Source organism: Micromonospora sp. M51, assembly GCF_018070305.1.
Taxonomy (GTDB): domain Bacteria; phylum Actinomycetota; class Actinomycetes; order Mycobacteriales; family Micromonosporaceae; genus Micromonospora; species Micromonospora parva.
This window is the reverse complement of sequence record NZ_JAGPXZ010000003.1, coordinates 14,213-32,751: the sequence shown is the minus strand read 5'-3', so window position 1 is coordinate 32,751 and position 18,539 is coordinate 14,213. Positions and strand designations below refer to the sequence as shown.

The window sequence follows — 18,539 nt, the reverse complement described above, 5'->3', positions numbered from 1 at the left end:
GTCGACGTCCCGCCGAAGCTGTCCGCCAGGGCACGGGTGTTCGCCACCGACCAAGGCCGCAAGACCGATGCCACCGACGCCCACTCCATCGCGCTGGTCGGCACCCGCATGGCCGGGCTACGCCCGGTGGTCAACGACGAACAGCTCGCCCTGCTGCGGATCTTGGTCGACCGGCGCCGTTCCTTCGGTGTCGACCACACCCGGATGGTCACCTAGCTGCATCAACTGCTGCTGGAACTGATTCCCGGTGGGGCGAAGAGGAGCCTGTCCGCAGCCCGGCCAAAGCACTACTGGCCACCGTCCGGCCCAGAGACGCGGTCGGCAAGGCCCGACGGCGGGTCGCCGCGGAACTGATCGCCAACCTCGAACGGATCTACCGGCGCTCCAAAGAGGCCGACAAGGAACTGAAGGACCTGATCGCTTCCACCGGCACCACGCTCATGGACCTGCACGGCATCGGACCGTCCGGCGCCGCCCGGCTGCTGGTCGAAGTCGGCGACATCACCCGGTTCCCCAACCGGGCCCACTTCGCCTCCTGGAACGGCACCGCTCCCATCGACGCATCCTCCGGCGAGCAGATACGCCACCGGCTCTCCCGAGCCGGAAACCGGCAGATCAACCGGGTGCTGCACATCATGGCCACCGTCCAGCTGCGCAACCCCACCGAAGGCCGCGCCTACTTCGACCGGAAGAAAACCGCCGGGAAGACATCGATGGAAGCGATGCGCGCGCTGAAACGACGCCTGTCCGACACCGTCTACCCGTGCATGATCAACGATGCGGTAGCCACGGCGGCGAGCCTGGGAGGACACCGGGAAACGACGACTGGCTCCAGCGTGACCGACTCTCATCCCAAGCCGGCTCTTCGCAGAAGTCACTTCCCGGACCCGCCGAGACCCAGGATAGAACTCCCCTCCCGACGGTGTCTTGACACAGAGGGGAGCCATGACCGGACGGCTTCGCCACCACTGCCGATTACTCACCGCGACGCCCCATTCGGCATGATCGAGTGTGTCAGCTTATCCACTACCGTCCGGGCTGTGGCAGCCATAGCAGCGGGAGCGTTTCGTCGGACGCCGATCGAGCGGTCAGACCAACGGGTCGCATGGGACCGGACAGACCAGGCGTTCTTCGCAGGCGGAGCCTGTCACATCCTCGCCTGGGTCTGCCGGGAATCCTATCCAGACAGGCCCATCGAGATAGCTGGGGTGCGCCTCCCGGGCCAGTGGCAGGTCTTCCACACTTACGCCGCCTGGGACGGCTGGGCGTTCGACCACTCAGGCTGGAATCCCGAGCCACAACTGCTGGCGGTCAACACGGACTTCGAAGGCCAACCGCTCACGCGCCTCAGGATCACCGAAGAGCTCGCTGACTTCTGCCAGAAGCACCACCACCGTATGCCGAACCAGTACTGGCGTGACCCGCGCCCCCGTGCGCGGGACTACATCGGCCGCTACATCCCACCCTGGGCATAGCCCTTAGCCGGCACTCGCACCGGCAACGCACGTCTGCCGAGCGGGCAACGGCTGATGACGCGTCCGGTCAGCGGCAGACCAGTGTGCCGGTGGGAGCCGTCGCGCTGATCCTGCGGCGACGGTGAAGAATCTGCTCGTGGATGTTGCCGAACTGCTCCGTCGAGCTACGGCCATGGTCCCCGCAGATGTCGTGAACGAGGCCGGCGTGACGGTGGTGGACGTACGCGAGTACCTCGACCACGACGAGTGGGAGATCGCGCTCGACCTCCTTGCAGACCTCCACACGGGTTGGCGACCGCCGACCGCCTGGTGGGATCTACTGATCGACAGCGCCGAGCTGATGTGGCTCCCTGACGCCGCCGCGTGGTGCCACTGGGGCCGTTGGGAGAGCATCCACGGAACTGTCCGCGCCGAGTTGCGGCTCCTGTCGACCACCGAGGGTGGCCGACGAACACCGATCCCGGGCAAGGGCATCCTCCGACCGCTGTGGAACCTCGGCCGGTGTACAGCCGCGGGCGGTCCCGATCTGCTCGTGGCACGTGTCTGGGTGGAGTCCGCGCCAGCGTTGCCACCAGGTGCCACCGGGTCGGTCCGATTGGGCCCGCTGTCCCCCGCCCTCTGGCGTCACCTACAGCCGGGCACGACGATCACCATGCACGAAGGCCGACCCGCGGTAGGAACGGCCGCCATCATCGAGGTGTCGATCGCGCGTTGACATCGGCGATGAGCGGACACTGCCTCCTGCCATCGCGGGCAAGATCCGGTCCGTCGCTGTATCCCCGAGGTGCTGATGAGGTACCGGGACGAGCGCGGTGCCGGCAACCATAAACGGATCTGAGCGGCAGGAAGGCTCCGGCTGCGAGGCGACCGGTGCAGCGGAGGTCGATTGCGGTGGCCCGGCAGCAGGAGGGCGGAGGCCAGCACGGTGGCGGTTTCGACGGTTTACGGAGGGGGTGTCGACGCACAGACGGTACGAGGTCCAGCCAACGGACCGGGCAAACGGCGTTGAAACTGGCACGGGACGACCAGGCTGGAGGCGGTCAGTTCTCGTCCAAGCTGCTTCGGAGCTGTGTGGCGAGCGCGATCGTGTCTTCCTGCGGTTCGGCATCGAGGTCGGCGAGGGCTTTGGTCAGGGCGCGTAGCAGGGTTCGGATGCCGTCGGGGTCGCCGAGGGCGTGCCGGGCGTGCATCGCCTTGATGTAGAGGGCTTCGTTGTAGTGGTCGAGTCCGATGGCCTTGTTGAGCAGGTCGGATGCGGCTTGCGGGTTGGTGTCGAGCAGGTCCTCGGCCAGCAGGAGGTGGGCTTCGGTGCCCCAGCGGCGGACCGTCTCACGGTGGGGCTGCAGCCACTCGTAGTCCTGGCCGTCGGCGAGGGGTGCGGTGTAGAGGTCGCAGGCGGCGGTGAGGAGTTCCCGGCGGCGCGGTTCGGCGGCGATGGTGGCGCTGCGCATCAGGTCGCGCAGGGTCCACACGTCGACGTCCACGGTCGCGGGGTCGAGCAGGTACCGTCCCACAGACTTGATGACGTAGGCGTTTTTCGTTTCTGCGGTGCCGGCGCGGCCGAGGACGTGCCGCAGGTTCGAGGCGTTGGTGTGGACGCGTTGGTCGGCTTGGCTGATGCGGGCGTCGGGTTCGAGGTATTCGCCGATGTCGCGGGTGCCGGCTCCATCGGGGTGCACCGCGAGGTAGACCGCGAGTTCCAGGGCTTTGGCTCGCAGCGGTCGGCCTTCCGCGGTGATGCCTTCGATGCGCGGAGGGCCGAGCACGCGCAGCCGCGCTCGTCCCGACAGCGGGGCGGGTTTGACGGCGGTCGAGGTAGACAGGTTCGTGGTGGTGGGTGTGGTCTCGGTGCGGCTCGCGTGTAGGGGCACGATCGTGACCGGCAGGGCTGGTGAGGCGCTGGCGGGCGGTTCGCCGGTCTGTGCCTCGCGGAGCGTGGTCAGGATCTGGGTGGCGGCGGCCGGTTCGAGTACGGGTAGTCGCGGTGGCACCGGTTCGGCGGGGTGCCCGGAGATGAGCGTGGTGTGTCCGTCCGGGGTGACCTCGATGGTGGGTCCGTGGGCCCATTCGCCGAGTAGCAGCGCGGACACGCGCAAGCCTTCGCCCAGGGCGAGGGTGACCTTGGCGCGCGTGCGGGCATTGGCAGGTGGGGTCGCGGCGATGAGCATGACCGGTGGTAGCGCTTCCTCGTCGGTCGCTGTCCGCCGCAGCTCGTCAAGGTCGGTGAGGGCGTGTTCGTCGAGCGTGCGGCTGCGGTGTAGCAGCTGAGACTCGATGACCGTGAGCGCATCGTTGATGCTGTCGGTCACGTGCAGTCGCGGCCACGGGCTGAGGGGCACCGCGTCCGGGCCGAGCAGCGTGGTCAGGGTGGCGGCGTCGATGACGACCTCGCTGCGGGCGTCGGGGTGGTGCGGGCCGCCGGAGGTCAGCACGGCGACGAGGGCGGCGCGGGCGGCAGCATGTGCGCCGTCTCCGACGATTCCGGTTCCACCGTCCGGTAGGAGGCCAAGGTCAGGTAGAAGAGCAAGCGGCACGCCGTCGTCGCTGCTGGTATCCGATGGCTCGGGGTTGCGGGCGGCCACGGCGCGGTGGACCTGGACCACGGTCGGGGGTAGTTCGGTGGGCGGATCATCGTCCGGCTCGGCGGTGTATCGACGGCGGCGTTGGAGCCAGAGCGTTGCGACGGCGGCGCTGATCGCGGCGGCGAGCGACCAGGTCAGCCAACCGGAGTCCGACAGATCAACACCTCCCTGGTCGTCGGTGTCCGCCGTAGGGCTGTTTGTGGCGGGCGGCGGTATGGGGACCTGCGACGACGCCATTGGCGACGAAGCGGACCCGGTCGGTGCTGCGGACCGCGTGGTGGTGGGAGTGGCGGCCGGCGGCTGGGGCGCGGGTGGCGGCACGGCGGGATCGTGCAGGTCCGGTGCGGCGCTCGGCGTTGCGTGTGGTGTCGCGGGCCGGCCTGAGCGGGGGGTGGGGAATGTTGCGGGTGTGGCGGCTTGTGGTGGGCGGGCGTCGGCAGGTAGGCGTAGCTCCCAGCCGGGGTAGATGAGGTCGCAGTCGCGCAGGACACCGCCGACGGGAAAGTGGCGGTGTTGGTTCAGGCGGCAGACCTCTGGCCACCGACCCGCGTCACCGAGCCATTCCTTCGCGACCTTGGACAAGGTGTCGTGTCGCTCGACCGTGTAGAGGTAGCGCTGGTTGGCGACGTGGATGATGGCGGATCCACGGGCTGCGGCTTGCTGGGGAATATCGGGCCTCTCGGTCGCGGTGACGGGCGTGGACGCCCGGTCCGCGTGCACCGCCGCGAGGGAGCCGGCGGGGGTGACGGCGAGCGCCGCGGTGCCGGCCAGACCGAACACGAGCCGGTGCAATGGGGCCGGCAGACCGGGTATGGGGATGCGCCACCGGGTCACCGCCGCGAGGATCTCGGCGAGCAGGAGCAGTGTGAACAGGCCCCACAGCAGCCACATCGCCCAGAGGGCCGCGCCGATGAGGAAGTCTGGGGTGAACCGCCCGCTTGAGCGCGCGAACCAGTCGGGGACCTGCGACCAGGCCGGCAGTCGACGGAGCGGGTTCCCGCCTGCGGCCCACAGCAGCACCGGAATGGCGACCAAGAAGAGCCCGGCACCGATGGCGCCGCGGACAGTCCGGCCGAGGGGCGGTCTTGTGCGGCGCGGCGGTGAATCTGCTGGGATGTGGACGGTGGCTCGTGCACCGTACTCGGCGAGTTTGTCGTCTCTGCCTCGGTGCGGCTGCGGCACCTGTCCCCCTGCCGTTGATCCCCCGATCTTCTTCAAATACACGATGGTGAGTGTCTTCGACTATCCCATCGGGAGAGATTCTCACCATCCGCGTACAACGAGTCACGTTCTGCGGATCATGGTTGACACCCGGTTGCCCTCAGGGGCGAGACTGCCCCTCATGCCAAGCGGGGGCACTGTCTTGTCGATCGACCTCAGCTCGTCGGCCATCGCGGCCACCGTCAGCCGTCAGGGCCTCAAGGTCCCCGTCCTCATCGACGGTCGCCTCGTCATGCCGCCCGGCGTCGTCATCGGGCCCGCAGGGGAGATTTACGTCGGTATCGACACCAGGGCCGCGACGTCGCTGCCGGCAGATCACCAGTTCGTCGATAATCCGGCGGACCTCCTCGGCCGGCCCATGGACACCGCCGATGAGGCGCGACCCGATCCGGTGGATCTACTCGCCACCGTGCTGCGGCACGTCACTCATTACGCTGCCGTCCAGGTCAACGGGCCGATCAACGCGCTCACCCTGACGGTGCCGCCGAGCTGGGGGCCACTCCGCCGCGGACACGTCAGCGAGGCGGCATCGCGTGCGGGATTTCCGCCTCCTGCCCTGGTCACCGCACCCGCCGCCCTCGCCGCCTACACCACAATGCTCGGTGTCACCGCGCCGGAAGGCTCCTGCGTGCTCATATGCCAGGCAGACCGCGAACCGGCGACCCTCACCGTCCTGCAAACCGTCGCCAACGGCTACCGCGAACTCGCGACACAGCAGATCAGCCTTGCCCACGACCTCGACCACTTCATCGCCCAACACGTCGTCCAGACGGCCACCGCAGACTCCGACCCGCTCCAGGCGATGATCGCTGCGCCCGGTAGCGACCGGTCGGACGTCGGACGTGCCCTCCTGGAATCTGTCCGCACCGCCAGGCACCTACTCGCGACCCAAGACCGAGCCCCGATCCTGCTGCCCGCGCCCCGCCAACCCGCCGTCCTCACCCGCGACGACGTCACGGCCGGCGCACAGCCCTTCCTCGACCAGATCCCCGGCACAGTCGACGGACTCCTCGACGCGGCCGACGTCGACAAGACGCACCTTGCCGACGTCGTCCTCAGACCAGCCACCGGCGTACCGGCGCTGGCCGAAGCGCTCGCCGCTGCCACCGGCAAATTCCCCACGCTCATCGACCACCCCCACGCCCTCGCCGACGGCGCCCTCTCGCTCACCACCACGCACCAATCAGGCTCGGCAGCCGCCGCACGGCTACCCCGCGTGCGCCTACGTATCAGCGACCTCACCGGTGCCCTGCTCCTCGGTGCCTGTTCCCTGGTCCTGCTCCTGCAAGCCGTCCTCAGCGCCTACATCACCACCTTCAGCACCTGGGTCGTCGGCGTCCGCACCTCCTTACCGCAACTCGGCACCGCCGGCGCACTCGTCATGCTCACCGCATTCGCCGTTGCACACCTCGCACCCACCACCTTGCTCGCCGGGAGACCCACCGCATCAACACCCGAACCCACCACGGGCAACCTCATTCGACGCGGATACCTCACCACCGCCGTCGGCGGCACCATCACCGCAGCCCTCTACGGCCTCGCCACCGGCACCGCCGTCGAATACGACTACACCCCCTACCTCAAATGGACCCTCGGCGCCGCCCTACCGTTGGCCGCTTGCGCCGCCCTCATCGCCGCGACCGCACCCCGCATCCCCGCCAACGCGCTACCCACGTGGCTCGCCCTGACCCGCCCCGCCCTCACCCACGCGATCACCGCCACCGCCGGCATCTACCTCATGCGCGCCGCAATCACCCTCACCACACCCATCTCCACGAACGCCGTCGCCCCCATCGCTGGCAGCATCGGCGCAGCCCTCGTCGGCATTGCCACCGCCCTCACCATCAGCCGCCGCCGTACGATCCGCGCCATCACCGCACCCGGCCTCGCCATCGGCTACGCCCTCGTCTTCACCGTTGACACCACCGGCGCCCTCATCGTTGGCTACCTCGCCGCCCTCACCTGGTGGGGCATCCGACTCACCGCACACACCCTGCGGCTCGCATTCCCCCAGCCAGGCACGGCGCTGCGCCGCCTCGCCGACCGGACGGGCAGCTGAAGGGACCGCGAAGCCTCTCGGGCCGGTACTACCGCACCTACAACGCCGGTGACAACGACGCCCGTCGCGTCGACCATCCGCGCAGCGTCTAGGCCGACGAGCAGCACACCTTCGACCAACTCGACCCATGACTCGTCCGTGCTTCCCTGCCGAACCGCGTCAAGGTAACTGAGCCAGCGGTCCACCAACGTCAACAAGCGACCAGAGAACTCCTGACACGCCCGCCGAAAAGGAGGCAGGCGAGAAACCACACCTACATACAGCGATACGTATAGCAGCAGACGAGTGCCGGTTGAGCGAAGGCTCAGCCGGCACTCGCATCTTCTGAAGGAGTTCCAAAAATCGCCGAGGCGCACCAACAGCCCTGACCATGCAAATCGGCCACCACGACGGCCGATTGAGTCCGAGACCGAACAACTTCGAGTGACCCAAGCGCCACGAGACTTCGAGCCGACCAGTCCTCCCAATGCACGGGGCCGCCAATCCGGCCGGCGCGCCGATCACAGGACCTCCAACTCAGCCGCGCTGGCAGACACGCGAACGCCGATGGACCAACCTCGCCGAGCGAACGCGACCACCGCACCTCACCGAAAGGGCACAAACATGGGAACGTTCCAGAATTTCCGGATCCGTATTGATGTCGAGCAGGCCAAGCGGACGCACTCTACAACCTGCTCAACAAATTCCTACGCACCTCAGCCTCGTATGAAATCTCGCATCACCAAACCCTCGCTGTGCGGAAAATCAGCAAGGGGCCCCCAATCGTCGGCGTCAAGCCTCGACATTCAGAGCAAGCATCTCCGCCGAGACGAGCGGCAATGCCCGCAGTATCTCGCGGTAACAACAATCAACGAGAGGCTTGACACCAGACGACCAAAACGGGTGGATAAGCATCCACAGCCGATAAATTCCACGATCGCCTATGGCAGGGATAGCGCCAAGGACGCCCGGTACCAATCAGGCTGGAATCCTGAAAGGACATCCGATCCATGCCCGCCCCACCCCCGCACCGCAGCCGGTTCCTCACCGCCCCGTGGCCGGCAGCCTGCCGGCCGCGTCACGCCGCGCCGACTGCCCGGCTCCACCAACACGTTGGGTCGCCGATGAACGTCTCAGCCGCCTCTGAATGGCGGCCAGACCCTCTCCTGAGCATCGACGACGTCGCCGCATGGCTGGGCAAACCCAAAAACACCCTCTACGCCTGGCACAGCCGAGGCAAGGGACCCCGCGCCATCCGCGTCGGCAACACCCTGCGCTACCGGCGCAGCGAAGTCGAACGCTGGCTCGACGACCACACCGACGCGGAGCGCTGACCCCATGGCCCGACCTGAACTACCGCTGGGCACCTGGGGCAAAATCCGCACCCAGAAGCTGGGGCCCAATCGGTTCCGCGCCCGAGCACGGTTCCGCGACTACGACGGCAAGACCCGCGACATCGAGGCCACCGGCACCACCGGCCCGGCCGCTGAACGGGCACTGAAGGTCAACCTACGTGACCGCACCACCCCCAACGACGACGAGATCACCCGGGAGACCCGCGTCAGCAGACTCGCCGACCTGTGGATCGAAGAGATCACCACCGAAGAGCGGATCGCACCACAAACCATCCAGCGATACGAGACCAGCACTCGCAACGCGATCCTGCCCGCCCTGGGCAACCTCCGAATCAGAGAAGCCAGCGTCGGGCGCCTGGATCGGTTCCTGCGCGACATCGCCAAAGACCGGCCCTCGGCAGCCAAAGGCGCGAAAGTCGTCCTGAGCCAGATGTTCGCCCTGGCCGTCCGCCACGGCGCGATCCCCACCAACCCGGTACGCGACACCGGCCGGCTCCGCAAACCCCGCCGCGCTGTCGTCGCCCTCACCGACGAGAATCTCCAGGCCGTCCGCACGGCGATCCGCGACTGGCAGCGACCAGTCCCCGGCAAGCCTGGACCACGGCACAGTGGCGATCTAGCCGACATCGTCGACCTGATGCTCGCTACCGGCGCCCGCATCGGCGAAATCCTTGCCCTGCGATGGGAGGACCTGAACCTCGTCGCCGAACGCCCCACCCTGACGATCTGCGGCACGCTCGTCTTCGTCAAAGGCCAGGGCTTCTTCCGCCAACCCTGGACCAAAAGCGACGCCGGCTGGCGAATGGTCGTGCTGCCCCGGTTCGCCGTCGGCATGATCATGGCCCGCAAACTCGTCGCCGCCGACAACCCCCACGACGCGATCTTCGCCTCCCGACGCGGCACCTGGCTGTCACCCAACAACGTCCGCCGTCAGTGGCGTGAGGCTCGCGCCGACACCGACCTCGCCTGGGTCACTCCCCACACCTTCCGCAAGACCGTCGCCACCCTCATCAAAAAAGAGACCGACACGAAAAGCGCCGCAACACAGCTCGGACACTCCAGCGAGGAGGTCACCGCCACGTACTACATCGCCAAACCCGCCCAAGCCCCGGACGTCTCGGACATCCTCGAGCGACTCGGCAGCGACCGCAGGCGCCGCCCCACACCCGCACTGCCCAACGATGCGCAGGGATGACGAATCCGGTTCCCGACCCCGGCAAATGGGGGGTTTTCGGGGGGGCGGTTCAAAACCCCATAGACAAACTTAAAGCCCTGACCAGCATTTCCGCTGGTCAGGGCTTCTTGTCTGTCGGGACGGCCGGATTCGAACCGACGACCCCTTGTTACGGTCCGTAGCGGTCACAGCCTTGTCGTTAGTTATCAGAGATGGGCGCTGAGCTGCACTGACACGACCGCGCGGTAGCCGACGTTTGTCACTGATTGTCGACCACTAGCTCGGGTTTTCGGGGGGTAAACGGGGGCCGAAACACAGGTTCCGCCGCGCCGGGGCCCCGCCGCCCAGAACCTACCCGCGCCGAGAGGAGCGGGCGATGTTCCCGCCCGGCGCCGTTGTTGGCCTCAAGAGGATCCCGCATCTCTCACGAATGTGGCAGTCTTTTTCTCGCTGGACCACTCGACCCGCCATCGGTCTCAGGTGTCTCGATGCAGGTTCTCACGCGGGTGGGTTTCTTCGACCGGAAATGCCGCTGCACCGAAGGCGAATCCGTTGACGTGTGGCGCCGCACTCCGACTCATCACGTACTGCAAGGTGTCCGCCCTCGTTTCGGGCGTCATCGCCGAAATGAACACGGCCTCCGGCGATCCGGAAAATACCTTGTGCACGATGGGCTCCCACACACGCGCCAGTGTGAGGGCACCGATATGCCCTAGATCCCGCTCGACGCTCCAGCCCGCCGTGAGCTCTGCGACTCGGTCTTGGTCATCGTCGGAACTCAGGAGATCCCATGCTCTCACCAGGAGATCGAACGCGGCCACATTATCTTCGGCGTCTCGAACGAGCAGGTCGGCCACGGCGCCGTCGCATCGCGCGTCGAGCAGCATGATCAGGCCAGAAGCGAAGTTATCTTCGGCCCAAGACACGACCTTTGCCAGCACCGGTTGCCTCAGTCGGGGCTCGCGAGCCAGTCCTCGCAGTGCGGCAGCGACCGCAGCGCGGTGCTCCGGAAGCTCGGCGCGAGCTATCAGATGGCGTAGCCGGGCCAGCGCTACGAACGGATGCTCTCTCCCTAGACGGCCGCCGCACAGTAATGCAAGCGAAGGGAATGCACCTCGATCACCGCGGTACGCCCACCGCCAGAGCCGCTCCTGAGTCAGCGCTGCGGCCGCCGGGTGGAAGAGGAGGCCTTCGACAGCCTCTTCTACCAGCCCGCGGTAAGCCTCCGCTCGCGGGCTCTTCAGCTGCGCGTAAAGCGCCTCCAGCAGATCAACGCTGCGGCATTCGCCCGCAACGTAGGCAATGACGCCGATGACACGACGAGCATGCTTCTTCGTCTTCGGGTCGGTGACGAGATCCCGGGTCCACTTTAGGACCGGTCCCCGGAGTTCTGGGTGCTCGTTCCATAGCCATTCGAAGATTGCGTAATCGACACCGGGTTTGTCCCGGTCGATCCACGTGCAGTCGTCGGCGACGGTCGCCCCGATCTCCCGCAGCCGCCTTGACCAACCCTCGGACTCAAGCGCCTTGAACAGCGGCACGGTCTCGTGCCCCAACGCCGTCGCCAATGCCCGGGACGCGGCGGCGACAGCGGTCGAAGGACATCCGTTGAGCACTGCCGCGGCAATCAACAGCATCCGGCGGTCGGCCCAATTGGGCTTCCTGCTGTCGAGTTGTTGGTCGATGTACGGCCGCCACTTGCGGAGCTCACCAATCGTCCGGTCGATGTCGGCCGCCGTCCGTACGAGCCGGAGCCGATCGGCCACCTTCACCGCATAGTCCGGGCTTGTTCGGCCTTCATCCAACTCCGCGACGAACGCACGGACGGCATCCTGCTCTAGCAGGCCAAGCACCTCCCGGTGATCATGGAAAGTCAAGTGCGCGCGGATTACTGAGCTTGCCCGGCGCCGAGGGATGGTCGCGGTATGGCCGCGAAGCTTTGGCCGACATCGCTGCCACGCCTTGTCGGTCACGGTGACAACAATCCGTGAATTCAGCTCCCTCAGGTTCCGCGCGTACGCCATGAGCTCATCCGCGAAGGCTTCCGGAATCTCTTCGGTCACATCGCTGAGGTCGAGCAGGAGCCTCGTATCAGAACTCAGCGGGAAGTCCCTAGTGCTTGGCGCTCCTTCCCAGTCCGGAAGCAGTTCGTATACATCCACCACGGACGTCGATACCGGCGAGGTGGCCGACAGCAGCCGGATCGCATCGGTCTCCTTCCCGGTACCCCGGTGGTTCTCCAGGATCGCGAGGCCGTACTCGTCCAGTGCTGCCTCAGCCTTGATGAACTCATCCATCGGCTTGGCCGGGATGTAGGACGTGAACCTGGCCTTTGTCACCAGCATCTGGTCAACCAGCCGCCATCCCACTCGCCCGCTGCTCATGAGAGTGGTGTGGTAAAGCACCCCCACGGCCATGTTGTTCGACTTGTCGCCGCCAACGGCGGCCACGCTCGGTTCCATGGCCATCAGCGCCTCCAGCCCGGACCGAAGGTGGTGTTCACCGTGCTCCCGTAGGTCTTGCCGACCACGAAGTTGTTGGAGTTATCACCGGCAATGTTGAGGACGGAGATCGAGTCTCCCGGGCCATCCTTGCTTTCCTCCAGCTCTTGAGCGATGCCGTCGAGACGTTCAGCCTCGTCCCTCAGCAGATCGGCCGCAGCTTGAGCGTTCTGGCGAAGCTCGTCATGTCGTGACACTGCACCGATCTCCTCGCCGACCCGCTGGTCGAGCCGGGCGTGCAGTTCGTTTCGCCGGCTCTCAAGCCGGTCCCCTGCCGACCGCAAGGCCTCACCAAGCGAGGCCTGCCGCTTCATAGATGCCGCTGCAATCGGGGCGAGGCTGCTAGCAGGTTGTGCGGGGCTGCCCTCGCGTTCCGACTCGAGGAGCACGAGGCGGCGCTCGAACGTCGCCAGCATGCCCCGGATTTCTTGCAGGGCTGCCGGGCCGTCTGCGTCGCGCGGCGATGGCACCAGGTCAGGCGCCCGGGGCGGGACGAACACCTTTGTCTCCTGGGCGCCGACGATCGTGTTGTGCAGCCACAGACCGAGGTCAAAGCAATGCCGCACGACCTGTAGGGCGACCTGCACATCCCTCATGTGCCCGTGCACCGCCTGGTTGCCGGCCTTTCTGATCAGATCGCACAGGTGCTGGATGTCTTTATCGATGGCACCTGCTCTCTGCAGGTCAAGGATGCGGTCGTAGAGCCGCTTCGCCTCAGAGCTGACGCCGAAGACAGAGACGGCTTTCTTCGACAACGCCTCCAGGAACCGCCGCGCCTTGAACATCGCCGCATCAGGATCGGTGTAGATGTACGACTCGGCGCTAGCCCCGTCGAACGCCAGCACGGGCTCGTGCTTGACCAGGTACCCGAAGTTCGCAGAAGACTTCACCAGCTCGTCAAGGGCGTCGTCCACGGTCTCTCCCCACCCGCCGTCGGAAGCACAGCCACCCATCGTATCGAGCGCCACCGCCAGGAATGGCTGTCGGATTTTGGACAGGTCGAGCCGCCGAGACCCAGTTCCGCACCGGCGACGACGACCACTCACCGGTCCACCCGAACGACCAGCCGTCTCGCTCGCGGCGTATCCAGTTGTCCAGGTCGAATTCCACTGGCGCATCGTGATCAAGAGGTGCTCGCCCAGCGGGACGCTCCGACACAACCAGTAGCACAAACCCCCGAAGCAGGTGGCGAATCCTTCCCCGCTACGACCACAGCGGTCGACGCCGCGACCAGATGTGCCGAACGGTCCACCCACCCAGATCGTCCGTTCTCAGCAACCGGTTGCCGCCGTCCGGCTCACGGTATCCCGGCTGCTGAAAGTAGGCCGGCGGGGCTTCACCGGAGGAAGGTTCAGCCAGAGCTGCTGCTCCCCTCGCGGCCGGTTACAGCATTACGGCATTGCCAAGTCCACCCTCCGGGGGTGTGCCGTGCTTAAAAAAGCGCGCGCGCTGCACCTCATGGCGGATTGTGGTTCGGAACTCGCTGCGGAGCCCGATCAATGATTGCACCAAACACCTTGGCTCGCAGCCGATGACCTCGGGAAGTTCAGCCGTCAGCAGGTGGGCGTGCCAGCCGAGGTACAACCCTACCGACCGGATCGCAAAGGAGTCAGCTGAGTCCGACAGGACGTAACCCAGTAGCTGATCCATGAATTCCTGCAGTCCCGGTGCGGGATCGGCATACACCTTGATGTCGACCAGGCAGCCACCGAGGACGAGGTCTCCGACCGCGAAGGCATCGTCGAACACGGGCTGGGTCGTACGTGGGGTCCCGAGTCGCACCAACTCCTGACGGCCATAGTCCAGGTAGGCGTGCCAGAGAGCTGCCATCGCTTCGGCCACGCTGGCGGGAAAGGCGTTCGGCCATACCTTCTCCTGCATGATGCGGTACAGGCCCTGCCACTGCTGCCGGTCGGGCTGGCGCGTCCTGCGGAGCAAGCCGGCGAACTCGGACAGGTTCCACGCGTCCCGATGCAGCTGCCCGCCCGCCTCACGGGGATCCCAGTGGGCACGTCTCCCCCAGTTGCTGAACTCTTCGCTGGCTGACGGTGGAACGCCGACCCTTATGAAGTCCGGCTGCGGTCAAGACCCGCGTCGCTTCCCCCGGTGGCAGCATCGGCAGCAGCTCCGGATACGGAGCCTCGTCTGCCAGGTCGAAGCCGACCCCCATCTCGAAGGCCGCCCCCAGTCGCGGGCGGTCAGATGGATCGAGAGTCGCGGGGGCCGGCACCGGTGCGGCCGACGCCAGCTCCCGCGCCCAGCGGTCAACGATGCGCTCTCGTCCGGGCAGCCGGTGACGCAGGAACGTCGACAACGAGGACGACGGGTTCCGAACCTCATCGATCAACGTCACGGTTCGATCGTCCCACCGCCGTCTGACAAAACTGAACGGGCCGAAGCCCCGATGCGACCCTCGGGGAATAGCGAAGGTCGACCGCAAGGACAACCGAAGCGGTCGCCGGTTCACGGCAAGCTTGGCCGCGTTCGTGGGTAGAGGCCGTCGGCTGCTCGGCTCTTCGCTGCGATCCCCAATAGAAGCCCGCCTGGGACTCCGCCACGGGCGGTGTCGGACGGACCGCGGTGGTAAGACTGTCGGACAAGTCCAGCGATCCACGCTGACACGAGCCACCATGGAGTGCGGCAGTGAGAGACAGCTCGCAGGATCTGGCCAGCCTCATCTGGTCCACGGCCGACCTTCTGCGAGGCCCCTTCCGCGCGAGTGAGTATGGTTCGGTTCTCCTCCCCTTCACCGTGCTCCGCCGCCTCGAGTGCCGCAACCTGCTCGGCAGCCAGAGCCTCGTCTTCCAGGTACACGCCGGCACCGACCCACTTGAAGCCCTCCGCGCCATGCACGACCACGCCCCGGCGGAGCTAGCCGACCTGCTGGCCCAGCTCGACTTGCACGCCATCGCCTCGCAACTCGCCGAGGCCGGTCTCCTGACCCTGGTGATCGCTCGGTTCGCCGCGCTCAACCTCAGCGAGCAGGCCGTTTCCGATGCCGAGATGGGCTCGGTCTTCGACGCGCTGGTCCGCCGTTCCGCCGAGACCACGGCAGGCTTCGCCGGAGAGCACTTCACCCCGCCGGATGTGACCGCCCTACTCGCCACGCTGATCGTCGCGCCCGACGCCACCCGCCTGGCCCGCCGCACCGCCCCGATCCGCGTCTACGACCCGGTCTGCGGAGCGGGCGGCTCCCTCATGGCGCTCTGGGCCGCCGCCGGCCAGCTGAGCCCGGTGGAGTTGTTCGGCCAAGATCTCAACCACACGTCATCCGCGCTAACCTCCGCCACCCTGCTGATGCACGGGCTCGACCCCAGCGGCATCGCCCAGGGCGACACCCTCAGCAACGACGCCCACCCGCACGCCACCTTCGACTACATGGTCGCCGCCCCGCCCTTCGGCATGGAGTGGAAGAAAGTCCAGGGGGAGGTCAAGAAAGAGGCCGCGCTGGGCGACGCCGGTCGCTTCGGCGCCGGCCTGCCGCGCATCAACGACTCCTCGCTGCTCTTCCTCCAACACATGCTGGCCAAGATGCGCCCGCCGGAAGACGGCGGCAGCCGCCTCGCCGTCCACTTCAACAGCAGCCCCCTGTTCAAGGGGGCGCCAGGCAGCGGCGAGTCGGAGATCCGCCGTTGGATCCTCGAGAACGACCTTCTCGAAACCGTGGTGGCCCTGCCCGAGCGGCTCCTCTACAACACACGCATCCCGACGTACATCTGGGTTTTGACCAATCGCAAGGAGCCCAGCCGCGCCGGCAACGTCATCCTGATGGACTGCCGCCGGCACTTCGCGGCGATGCGCCGCTCGATCGCCGACAAGAGCAGATATCTAACGACCGAGCAGATCTCCGAGATCACCGAGATCCGACGGTCGGCCACCGCGACCGACGCCAGCGCTCCCGACATCGCCAAAGTCGTGCCAGTTGCCGATTTCCGCTACGAACGGGTCGCCGGTGACGTCACCCGCGTCGGCTATGAGATCCGCCCGTTCGCCTTCTTCTCCATCGCGCTCGGCGACGGTTTCGCGCCGCTCTCCTCGGTCGCCCAGGTCATGCAGCCCATCCATCCGCCCAGCGTCGACGGGCCGCTACTCACCGCCAAGGATCTCGACCGGCCCGACCTCTCCGCCGCTGAGCTCGTGCGCCGCCGGTGACGTCGTCGGCGGCCCCGGCGACTGGCACCTGCTGCCGCCCGGGTTCGGCGAGGCCTTCACCCGTATGTCCGTACTCCGGCCGCTTCGCCGCACCGGCCGCGCGCTGTGCGAGTTCCTCAACGCCCCGCACAACGCCGGGTACAACGACCGCCTTCACCCGCTCACCGATCTGCCGGTGCCAGCCGAGATCCTCAACGACGAGACGTTCAGCGACCACCTTGAGGACCTCCGCCGGTCCCGCGCTGACCTCGCTCGAATCACGGCCGGCATCCTGCCCAACGTATTCGAGGGGACCCGCGCAGACCTGGCCAACACTCGACGCGCTGTCAGCGTCTCGCTCGCCGAGGCAGCCCTCACCACGGAGCTGCTGCAACCGCTGGAGGACCCGTTTTGGCGCGCCGAGTATGCGTACCCATTCCCCATCGCCGCCCTGGCCCGCCACTATCGGATCGCCGCCTCACCCGCCCAGCGCAAGGAAGCCCTGCTCAAATTGGGCGAGTCGGTCGCCCGCACGATCGGGAATCTTGCTCTTGCCGTGCTGGTCAGCCGCAACGACAACCGGATGTCGGCCGAACTTCGCCGCAAATTCGAGCGCAGCGCCACCTGGGGCACCTGGAACTGGATGATCAAGGACTTGCGCACGCCCGGCCCGGTACCCGAGCTCCCCGAACTCGACAACATCCTCGACGAGAACGGCACCCACACCCTGCTAACCCAGGCCCTCAAATTCCGCAACGACTCCGGGCACTCCTTCGGCGTCCAGCCCGCGCATGAGCTGGAGGATGAGATCGCCCAGATCGAGCCGGTCATTCAGCTCACCCTCGAGTCCGCCAGCTGGCTCGCCCAACGTCAGTACGACCTGGTCGACCGCTGCGAGTACACCGGCGACGGCTTTCGCCTGATCGGCCGGCGGCTGCGCGGCAGCCACCCCGACTGGGAGCCGTTCGATCGCCTGGTCTCCGGCCCGGTCACCCCGCACCGCGTCTACGTCAACGGCCCCTCCAACGCAGCGGCGATCGAACTGTGGCCGACCGCTGGCGCCGACCTGTGCCCGAAGTGCCGCCAGTGGGAGTTCTTCGTCATCAATGAGGTCCACCGGTACACCGCCACCCTGCGCAGCGGCCGCGACCACGAGATCGACCGCCAGCTGACCTGAACAACGGCAGTCTGGGGTCGCACGGATCCGGTGCGCGAGCAGCGACACAACGCTCGACTGCCGCCGTTCCTCGACATCGGCCGCCCCCTGGGCGAACGCCGCATCCTGGCACTCGGCGAATCCCGGCGTCCCGCCACCCTCCCACCGGACGAACGCCGACGGCAGGCCGGGGGCGGCTGTGTGCAGCCGGAACTGAGCCTCCGTCAGTACACTCCGGCCCGAGATCCTGTTAACCCCTTACGACATCGCCTCTATGCGCGCATCTAGGACAAGCTGGGAGCGTTGGATGCAACCCGATGAGGCCCTCGTGCGTTCCTGGCTGCAATCTGCTGTTGAGGACGCCTACGAGGGTGAACGTCAGCTATTTCAGGAGCGGGCCCACGAGCGGTCGGTCGTCTTCCACATCGCCCGGCGCCTGGCCACCCGCGTCGAGGCATGGGCGTGCGATGCGAACTCGGCGGGGTGGTCGGTGGACGTCGAGTACGACAGATGGCATCCCGGGGATGTCGAGTGGTTGAAGAAGCGGCTCCGCGGACTCGATGGGCATGACGAGAATGACGTCTATCCCGACCTGATCCTTCACCGCCGTTCGGGCTCATCGACTGAACACAACCTGCTTGTGGTCGAGGTCAAAAAGGAGGGTGCGCGCGGTCGCGAACATGACTTGGAGAAACTACGCGGTTTTGTGGCACACCCATTCTCCTACCGGCTGGCCGCATTTATCACGCTGTCCGCGGACGGTGGAGAGCCGCTGTGGCACTGGATAGCGGACTGATCAGGCGAGTCGATGGAGTACGGCCGCGTCTACCCACCTTCCGCGCTGGCCAATCAAACCGGGGCGGTACCGCCTGCGATGAACATGCGAGACTCCTGGAGCGCAACGGA

Annotated in this window: 13 protein-coding genes; 9 read left to right on the top strand and 4 right to left on the bottom strand. The window is 66.8% G+C overall.

Annotated elements, in window-relative coordinates; translation table 11 throughout:
* The 3 genes from KBX53_RS36035 to KBX53_RS00465 form a co-directional block, all read left to right on the top strand.
* The coding region (locus KBX53_RS36035; protein ID WP_247674905.1) for an IS110 family transposase at positions 1-216 on the top strand (216 nt) is incomplete at its 5' end.
* A 224-nt stretch (positions 217-440) separates the two neighbouring features.
* Positions 441-1,475 (top strand): transposase, encoded by a 1,035-nt coding sequence (locus KBX53_RS36030; RefSeq protein ID WP_247674904.1) that lies wholly within the window; start codon positions 441-443, stop codon positions 1,473-1,475.
* Between the two features lie 205 nt (positions 1,476-1,680).
* Positions 1,681-2,190 (top strand): hypothetical protein, encoded by a 510-nt coding sequence (locus KBX53_RS00465; protein WP_309140682.1) that lies wholly within the window; start codon positions 1,681-1,683, stop codon positions 2,188-2,190.
* Positions 2,191-2,515: 325 nt separating this feature from the next.
* Here KBX53_RS00465 and KBX53_RS36790 read toward each other — a convergent pair whose 3' ends face one another.
* A complete protein-coding gene (locus tag KBX53_RS36790) occupies positions 2,516-4,057 on the bottom strand; it encodes a BTAD domain-containing putative transcriptional regulator (protein ID WP_309140681.1) in 1,542 nt (513 codons plus the stop codon).
* Positions 4,058-5,399: 1,342 nt separating this feature from the next.
* Between KBX53_RS36790 and KBX53_RS00455 the strand changes: the two genes are divergently transcribed.
* The 3 genes from KBX53_RS00455 (at position 5,400) to KBX53_RS00445 (ending at position 9,866) form a co-directional block, all read left to right on the top strand.
* Positions 5,400-7,337 (top strand): hypothetical protein, encoded by a 1,938-nt coding sequence (locus KBX53_RS00455; RefSeq protein WP_210857432.1) that lies wholly within the window; start codon positions 5,400-5,402, stop codon positions 7,335-7,337.
* Positions 7,338-8,440: 1,103 nt separating this feature from the next.
* Positions 8,441-8,650 (top strand): AlpA family transcriptional regulator, encoded by a 210-nt coding sequence (locus tag KBX53_RS00450; RefSeq protein WP_210857431.1) that lies wholly within the window; start codon positions 8,441-8,443, stop codon positions 8,648-8,650.
* 4 nt (positions 8,651-8,654) lie between these two features.
* A complete protein-coding gene (locus tag KBX53_RS00445) occupies positions 8,655-9,866 on the top strand; it encodes a site-specific integrase (protein ID WP_210857430.1) in 1,212 nt (403 codons plus the stop codon).
* 455 nt (positions 9,867-10,321) lie between these two features.
* Here the strand turns inward: KBX53_RS00445 and KBX53_RS00440 are convergent, their stop codons facing one another.
* The 3 genes from KBX53_RS00440 to KBX53_RS00430 form a co-directional block, all read right to left on the bottom strand.
* Entirely contained in the window at positions 10,322-12,313 is a 1,992-nt protein-coding gene (locus KBX53_RS00440) for a hypothetical protein (protein WP_210857429.1), read from the bottom strand.
* Positions 12,313-13,260 carry a DUF4145 domain-containing protein gene (locus KBX53_RS00435; protein ID WP_210857428.1) on the bottom strand — a complete coding sequence of 316 codons (948 nt, stop codon included), beginning with the start codon at positions 13,258-13,260 and terminating at the stop codon, positions 12,313-12,315. The genes KBX53_RS00440 and KBX53_RS00435 overlap by 1 nt, the downstream gene beginning before the upstream one ends.
* Positions 13,261-13,729: 469 nt before the next feature.
* Complete coding sequence (locus tag KBX53_RS00430; RefSeq protein WP_210857427.1) at positions 13,730-14,284, bottom strand: hypothetical protein; 555 nt, start codon at positions 14,282-14,284, stop codon at positions 13,730-13,732.
* A 705-nt stretch (positions 14,285-14,989) separates the two neighbouring features.
* On the opposite strand from KBX53_RS00430, the gene KBX53_RS00425 reads away from it, so the two are divergent.
* The 3 genes from KBX53_RS00425 (at position 14,990) to KBX53_RS00415 (ending at position 18,429) form a co-directional block, all read left to right on the top strand.
* The gene (locus tag KBX53_RS00425) at positions 14,990-16,498 is read left to right on the top strand and encodes a class I SAM-dependent DNA methyltransferase (RefSeq protein WP_309140680.1); all 1,509 of its coding nucleotides are present in this window, start codon (positions 14,990-14,992) and stop codon (positions 16,496-16,498) included.
* Positions 16,499-16,562: 64 nt separating this feature from the next.
* Positions 16,563-17,654 carry a hypothetical protein gene (locus tag KBX53_RS00420; RefSeq protein ID WP_210857425.1) on the top strand — a complete coding sequence of 364 codons (1,092 nt, stop codon included), beginning with the start codon at positions 16,563-16,565 and terminating at the stop codon, positions 17,652-17,654.
* A 286-nt stretch (positions 17,655-17,940) separates the two neighbouring features.
* Positions 17,941-18,429 carry a hypothetical protein gene (locus tag KBX53_RS00415; protein ID WP_210857424.1) on the top strand — a complete coding sequence of 163 codons (489 nt, stop codon included), beginning with the start codon at positions 17,941-17,943 and terminating at the stop codon, positions 18,427-18,429.
* Positions 18,430-18,539 lie beyond the last annotated feature (110 nt).